Raw genomic sequence first — 6,254 nt, forward strand, 5'->3', positions numbered from 1 at the left:
TTTGGCTGGAGCAGCGCGCGCGCATCGTGTCGCCGTGGCAGCGCTTAAGTGCCCAATTCAGTCCTTATCACCGGTACGTGTTGCAGGCAGAAGCCGACATGTTCAACGCGCCGTCGTTGAAAGCGGTGATCTGTAATTCAGAGATGGTAAAGCAGGATATTTTGCGTCACTTCACGCTTGATGCCCGCAAGATTCATGTGATTCATAACGCCATTGATAGCCAACGCTTCCAGCCAGCCAGCGAAGCGCTGCGCCATGCGGCACGCCAGCAGCTCAAACTGCCGCAAGATGCCACAGTAATGATTTACGTAGGTTCGGGCTTTGAGCGCAAAGGATTGAAGGCGGCGATTGAAGCGGTAGCGAAAAGCGATCGTTATCTGGTGGTGGTCGGCCAGGATAAGCAGTTGTCGCGCTATCAGCAGCTGGCAAACCAGCTGAATTGCCTCGATCGCTTACGCTTTGTTGGCGTACAGCAGGATGTGCAACCGTTCTACCATGCAGCCGATGCGCTGCTGCTGCCCACGCTTTATGATCCCTTCCCGAATGTGGTGCTGGAAGCGATGGCCTGCGGTTTGGCGGTGATCACCAGCACCGGCTGCGGCGGCGCGGAGTTTATCACTGCAGGTCAGGAAGGTTTTGTCTGCGATGCATTAGATATCAAAGCGTTAAACGAAGCCGTAAAAGCAACACCGCCGCTTTCACACAATCCTGCCATGGGCGAAGCCGCACGTCGCAGAGTTGAACCTTATGGCCCGCAGCGGCTGGCGCAAGCGCTGACCTCGCTGTATCAGCAAGTGCTGCAGACCCGCTGACGAAGTGGTATGAGCAGGCGGTTAATTTCTGATAACATGCCGCCTTTCCTCTGTTTTTTGACGCGATTCTGTCGTAACGGTAACTATGACGACTCTATACACAGCCTTGCTCTATCTGATTCAGCCACTAATCTGGCTGCGCCTGTGGCTGCGCGGTCGAAAAGCACCGGCCTATCGTAAACGTTGGGCAGAACGCTACGGCTATTGCACTGGAAAAGTGCTGCCGCATGGCATTGTGTTGCACTCGGTTTCCGTCGGCGAGACGCTGGCGGCGGTGCCGCTGGTGCGCGCGCTGCGTCACCGCTATCCGACGCTGCCGATTACTGTCACCACCATGACGCCAACCGGCTCCGAACGTGCGCAGTCAGCGTTTGGCAAAGATGTGCACCACGTTTACCTGCCGTACGACCTGCCAGGTTCCATCAACCGTTTCCTTGATACCGTCGATCCACGCCTGGTGATCATCATGGAAACCGAGCTGTGGCCAAACATTATCCGCATTCTGCATCAGCGCAAGATTCCGCTGGTGATTGCCAATGCGCGCCTGTCGGAGCGCTCGGCCAAAGGCTACAAAAAGCTCGGCGGCTTTATGCGTGACTTGCTGCAGCGCATCACGCTGATTGCCGCGCAAAACGCCGAAGATGGCGACCGTTTCCTCAGCCTTGGCCTGAAGCGTTCGCATCTCACCGTTACCGGCAGCCTAAAATTTGATATCTCCGTGACGCCAGAACTGGCGGCAAAAGCCGTCACGCTGCGTCGTCAGTGGGCATCGCGTCGTCCGGTGTGGATCGCCACCAGCACCCACGAAGGTGAAGAAGCGATTGTGCTCGATGCGCATCGTCGCCTGCTGCAACAGTTCCCCGATCTGTTGCTGATTTTGGTGCCACGCCATCCGGAACGTTTCAAAGATGCCTGCGACCTGACGCAAAAACGTGGCTTCAGCTTTACCCTGCGCAGCAGCGGCGAGATCCCTTCCAGCTCCACGCAAGTGGTGATTGGCGACACCATGGGCGAGTTGATGATGCTGTACGGCATCGCCGACCTTGCATTTGTGGGCGGCAGCCTGGTCGAGCGCGGCGGTCACAACCCGCTGGAACCGGCAGCGCATGCCATTCCGGTGCTGATGGGCCCGCACATCTGGAACTTCAAAGATATCTGCGCCAAGCTGCAGCAAGCCGAAGGGCTGATTACCGTCACTGACGTGGTATCACTGCAGAAAGAGGTCGCTAACCTGCTGCAGGATGACGATTATCGCCGCTATTACGGCCGTCATGCTGTGGAAGTGCTGCATCAAAATCAGGGCGCATTACAGCGTCTGCTACAGTTACTCGAACCTCACTTACCGCCGCGAGCACACTAATTCATGTCGCAACGCCAACGTCTCTCCGTGGTGATGATCGCCAAAAACGAAGCTGAACTGCTGCCGGAGGCGCTGGCTTCTGTCAGTTGGGCAGATGAGATTGTGGTGCTGGATTCCGGCAGCAGCGATAACACGATGCAGGTGGCTCGCGAACAGGGCGCGCAGGTGTTCCAGGCTGAAGGCTGGCAGGGATTTGGCAAGCAGCGCCAGCGCGCGCAGGCCCATGCGCAAGGTGAAATGATTTTGATGATCGATGCCGACGAGCGTGTGACGCCTGAACTGCGTCGCGCTATCGAGCAGGTTCTCGCGCAGCCCGCATCGGACAACGTTTACAGCCTTGGCCGCAGCAATCTGTTTCTCGGCCGCTTTATGCGCCACAGCGGCTGGTATCCCGACCGCGTCATGCGTCTTTATCCGCGCAAGCTCAATTACAACGACAATTTGGTACACGAATCACTGGAGACGCAAGGTGCGCCGGTAGTGAAGCTGGCGGGCGATCTGCAACATCTCACCTGTCGCGACCTGATTGCGTTTCAGCGTAAGCAGATGAACTATGCAGAAGCCTGGGCAAATGAGCGTTTCCAGCGCGGCAAACGCTGCGGCTTGTTCTCGATCTTTAGCCATACGCTTGGCGCATTCGTTAAAACGCTGCTGCTGCGCGCCGGTTTTCTTGATGGCAAACAGGGCTGGATTCTGGCAGTGGTTAACGCGCAATACACTTTCAACAAATACTCGGCGCTTTGGGCGCTGCATCACACCTCAACACAAGGTCGCGTATGAGTACCAAAGCGATTTATCCCGGCACCTTTGATCCCTTTACCTTGGGCCATCTGGATATTGTGACGCGCGCAGCGAAGATGTTTGACCGCATCGTCGTGGCGATTGCCGCCAGCCCGAGTAAAAAGCCGCTGTTCACTCTGGATGAGCGCGTGGATATGGCGCGTCAGGTGACGGCACATCTGCCGAATGTCGAAGTAATCGGGTTTAGTGACTTGATGGCGAACTTTGCCCAGGCGCAGAATGCCAATGTGCTGGTACGTGGATTGCGTGCGGTGTCGGATTTCGAATATGAGCTGCAGCTGGCGCAGATGAATCGACATCTGTTGCCCACGCTGGAAAGCGTGTTTCTGATGCCGTCAGAAGGTTTCTCGTTCGTCTCTTCTTCACTGGTCAAAGAAGTGGCGCGCCACGCCGGTGACGTGCAGGCATTTCTGCCTGCCGTGGTGCATAAGGCGTTACTTGCGCGACTGGCGCAGCCTTAACTCAGTGCTGGCAGCGTGGACACCAGAAGGTGCTGCGCTGGCCATGCTTGCCGCTGACAATCGGTGTACCGCAGGCGCGACAAGGTTCACCGGCGCGGCCATAAACCTGCAGCTCTTGCGCAAAGTAGCCTGGCTTACCGTCAGTTTGCAGGAAATCACGCAGCGTGGTGCCGCCCTGCTCAATCGAGCGTAACAACACCGCTTTGATGGTGTTAACCAGCAGTTCCGCCTCTTCCTGACTCAAACTCATCGCCGAACGATCGGGCAAGATCCCGGCGGTAAACAGCGATTCGCTGGCGTAGATGTTCCCGACGCCTACCACCACTTTGTTATCCATCAGCCACTGTTTAATCACGGTGCGTTTGCCACGCGACTTTTCAAACAGATAAGCGCCATCAAATTCGTTGCTGAGCGGTTCCGGACCGAGATGCGCCAGCACGCTGCTGCCTGCAAGGTCATTGCTCCACAGCCAGGCGCCAAAGCGACGTGGATCGGTGTAGCGCAGCACTTTGCCGTTGCTCATCACCAAATCGACGTGGTCATGTTTGGCGGCCGGTTGTTCGCCGGGTAGCACACGCAAGCTGCCGGACATGCCGAGGTGAATGATGATCCAGCCATGCGGCAGTTCGAGCAGCAGATATTTAGCGCGACGCTGCACGCTCAATACGGGTTGATCACTCAGCGCGTGGATTTCATGCGAGACCGGCCAGCGCAAACGTGGATTGCGCACCACTGCATGCAGAATCGTGGCACCCACCATATGGGGTTCGATACCGCGACGACTGGTTTCTACCTCAGGTAATTCAGGCATCTCATCTCCTCAACGAATCGCAGAAACAAAAAACCCGGCCGAAGCCGGGTTTTTCACAGAACACTAAAATTACTTAATTTTAGCTTCTTTGTAGATCACGTGCTGACGTACAACCGGATCGAACTTTTTCAGTTCTAATTTCTCTGGTTTAGTACGCTTGTTCTTCGTGGTGGTATAGAAGTGACCTGTACCAGCAGAGGAAACCAGCTTGATCTTCTCACGAATACCTTTAGCCATGATTCAGTTCCTTAGTACTTCTCACCACGGGCGCGGATTTCGGTCAGAACCGTATCGATGCCCTTTTTATCAATAACACGCATACCTTTAGCAGATACACGCAGAGTAACGAAGCGCTTTTCGCTCTCAACCCAGAAACGGTGAGAGTGCAGGTTCGGCAGGAAACGGCGTTTCGTCGCGTTCATTGCGTGGGAACGGTTGTTACCCGTTACCGGACGCTTTCCAGTTACCTGGCAGACTCGTGACATTTCTATTCTCCAAAAATCAAATCAGCTCGAGCTTTAAAAACTAGGTTTTGGCCGCCTCGTCAGGCCTTAGCCCGCCCAGGCGAGTTCCATGTGAACCCGCTAAGCTGGCCCAAACGCCAAACCCGAGATTCTCAAAGGTGGCGTAGTATACGCCGCTCAGCCCGAGTGCTCAAGTCCCGAACAGATAAAGATCCCTCTGGATCGCGCAAAAATGCCCTATTTCTGTTCAGTTGAATCGATGAATTACAACCAACCGCGCTCGGCGAAAGAGGTAAACTCGCCGTGACCGATCACCAAATGATCAAGTAAACGGATATTGAGCAGCGCACAGGCTTGTCCTACTTTTCCGGTAATCTCGCGATCGGCGCGGCTGGGTTCAGCGATGCCCGACGGATGATTGTGCGCCAGAATCACCGCTGCCGCGTTGAGTTTCAGCGCTTCGCGCACGATTTCGCGTGGATGAACTTCCACGCTGGCAATCGTGCCGGAAAACATCTTCTGCGCCTGCAACACGCGGTGTTGGTTATCAAGGAACAGCGCCATAAACACTTCGCGCTCCTGATGCGCCAGCACGCTTTGCAGGTAATGACGCGTCACCTGTGGATTCTCCATCACGTTCTCCCGCGCCAGCTGGCTGGCAAAAAACCGTCTTCCCAGCTCGGCTATAGCATACAGCTGCGTCATTTTGGCGCTGCCCACACCTTTAATCTGCCCGAGTTCCTCTTTACTGGCCGTCATAATGCGATAGAGCGAACCAAACTCGTTCAGCATCTGATGCGCCAACAGCAGCACGCTGGTGCCGCTGATGCCGGTGCGCAAAAAAATCGCCAGCAGCTCAGCATCACTTAGCACTTCGGCGCCCATTAACATCAGTTTTTCCCGTGGTGCCAGTTCCGTCATGACCATCTTCTCCCTGCGTTGCGGCGATTCTGCGCGTCAGCCACATTCAGCGCCAGCACGCATTGAACGATTTCAGAGCCGCCTCGCAAAGGCCGCAGGCAGTGAAAAGGCGCACTGTGGATTTTGTGATAAAGTTGCCTGCATCTGCCGCCCCTGACGCGGCAATCTGCTTTGAGGCGAACAACATGACGGGATTAGCCGGAAAGAAAATTCTGCTGGGCGTGAGCGGCGGCATCGCTGCGTATAAAGCGCCGGAGCTGGTGCGTCGGCTGCGCGATCGCGGCGCTGATGTGCGCGTAATGATGACCGAAGCGGCCAAAGCTTTTATTACCCCGCTGAGCCTGCAGGCGGTTTCCGGTTATCCGGTATTTGATGATTTGCTCGATCCGGCGGCGGAAGCGGCGATGGGCCATATTGAACTGGCGAAATGGGCTGATTTGATTGTGCTGGCGCCGGCAACCGCCGATCTGATTGCCCGCATGACGGCCGGTATGGCGAATGATTTGGTCACCACCGCGTGTCTGGCAAGCGCCGCGCCCGTTGCCATCGTCCCGGCCATGAATCAGCAGATGTACCGCGCGGCGATCACGCAAGAGAACCTGCAGCGTCTGCAGCAGCACGGCG

General features: G+C 56.1%; 9 protein-coding genes. 5 read left to right on the forward strand and 4 right to left on the reverse strand.

Going from position 1 to position 6,254, the window contains the following annotated elements:
* From RTY00_RS17995 to coaD, 4 genes are all read left to right on the forward strand, one after another.
* The coding region (locus RTY00_RS17995; protein ID WP_312665341.1) for a glycosyltransferase family 4 protein at positions 1–812 on the forward strand (812 nt) is incomplete at its 5' end.
* An 85-nt stretch (positions 813–897) separates the two neighbouring features.
* Positions 898–2,172 (forward strand): lipid IV(A) 3-deoxy-D-manno-octulosonic acid transferase, encoded by a 1,275-nt coding sequence (gene waaA, locus RTY00_RS18000; RefSeq protein WP_008109734.1) that lies wholly within the window; start codon positions 898–900, stop codon positions 2,170–2,172.
* Between the two features lie 3 nt (positions 2,173–2,175).
* Positions 2,176–2,952: a glycosyltransferase family 2 protein gene (locus tag RTY00_RS18005; protein ID WP_312665342.1), complete on the forward strand. Its 777-nt coding sequence runs from the start codon at positions 2,176–2,178 to the stop codon at positions 2,950–2,952.
* Positions 2,949–3,434: a pantetheine-phosphate adenylyltransferase gene (gene coaD / locus RTY00_RS18010; protein ID WP_008109737.1), complete on the forward strand. Its 486-nt coding sequence runs from the start codon at positions 2,949–2,951 to the stop codon at positions 3,432–3,434. Before RTY00_RS18005 ends, coaD begins: the two co-directional genes overlap by 4 nt.
* Before the next feature lies 1 nt (position 3,435).
* On the opposite strand, the gene mutM is transcribed toward coaD, so the two are convergent.
* The 4 genes from mutM to radC form a co-directional block, all read right to left on the reverse strand.
* On the reverse strand, positions 3,436–4,245 hold the full coding sequence (mutM, locus tag RTY00_RS18015; protein WP_154183186.1) for a bifunctional DNA-formamidopyrimidine glycosylase/DNA-(apurinic or apyrimidinic site) lyase: 810 nt from the start codon (positions 4,243–4,245) through the stop codon (positions 3,436–3,438).
* A 69-nt stretch (positions 4,246–4,314) separates the two neighbouring features.
* Positions 4,315–4,482 carry a 50S ribosomal protein L33 gene (gene rpmG, locus RTY00_RS18020; protein ID WP_001051798.1) on the reverse strand — a complete coding sequence of 56 codons (168 nt, stop codon included), beginning with the start codon at positions 4,480–4,482 and terminating at the stop codon, positions 4,315–4,317.
* An 11-nt stretch (positions 4,483–4,493) separates the two neighbouring features.
* On the reverse strand, positions 4,494–4,730 hold the full coding sequence (gene rpmB / locus RTY00_RS18025; RefSeq protein WP_007885297.1) for a 50S ribosomal protein L28: 237 nt from the start codon (positions 4,728–4,730) through the stop codon (positions 4,494–4,496).
* A gap of 243 nt (positions 4,731–4,973) precedes the next feature.
* A complete protein-coding gene (gene radC, locus RTY00_RS18030) occupies positions 4,974–5,630 on the reverse strand; it encodes a RadC family protein (protein WP_256697844.1) in 657 nt (218 codons plus the stop codon).
* Between the two features lie 185 nt (positions 5,631–5,815).
* Between radC and RTY00_RS18035 the strand changes: the two genes are divergently transcribed.
* Positions 5,816–6,254 (forward strand): flavoprotein (locus RTY00_RS18035; protein WP_312665344.1); only part of this gene is annotated, 439 nt, incomplete at its 3' end.

Source organism: Pantoea sp. CTOTU49201, assembly GCF_032054795.1.
In the GTDB taxonomy this organism is placed as follows: Bacteria; Pseudomonadota; Gammaproteobacteria; order Enterobacterales; family Enterobacteriaceae; genus Pantoea; species Pantoea symbiotica.

What these genes read in the sequence shown, in the direction of transcription:
- rpmB (WP_007885297.1), bottom strand. Translation starts at nt 4,730, where the DNA reads ATGTCACGAGTCTGCCAGGTAACTGGAAAGCGTCCGGTAACGGGTAAC.
- coaD (WP_008109737.1), top strand. Translation starts at nt 2,949, where the DNA reads ATGAGTACCAAAGCGATTTATCCCGGCACCTTTGATCCCTTTACCTTG.
- radC (WP_256697844.1), bottom strand. Translation starts at nt 5,630, where the DNA reads ATGACGGAACTGGCACCACGGGAAAAACTGATGTTAATGGGCGCCGAA.
- rpmG (WP_001051798.1), bottom strand. Translation starts at nt 4,482, where the DNA reads ATGGCTAAAGGTATTCGTGAGAAGATCAAGCTGGTTTCCTCTGCTGGT.
- waaA (WP_008109734.1), top strand. Translation starts at nt 898, where the DNA reads ATGACGACTCTATACACAGCCTTGCTCTATCTGATTCAGCCACTAATC.
- mutM (WP_154183186.1), bottom strand. Translation starts at nt 4,245, where the DNA reads ATGCCTGAATTACCTGAGGTAGAAACCAGTCGTCGCGGTATCGAACCC.
- RTY00_RS18005 (WP_312665342.1), top strand. Translation starts at nt 2,176, where the DNA reads ATGTCGCAACGCCAACGTCTCTCCGTGGTGATGATCGCCAAAAACGAA.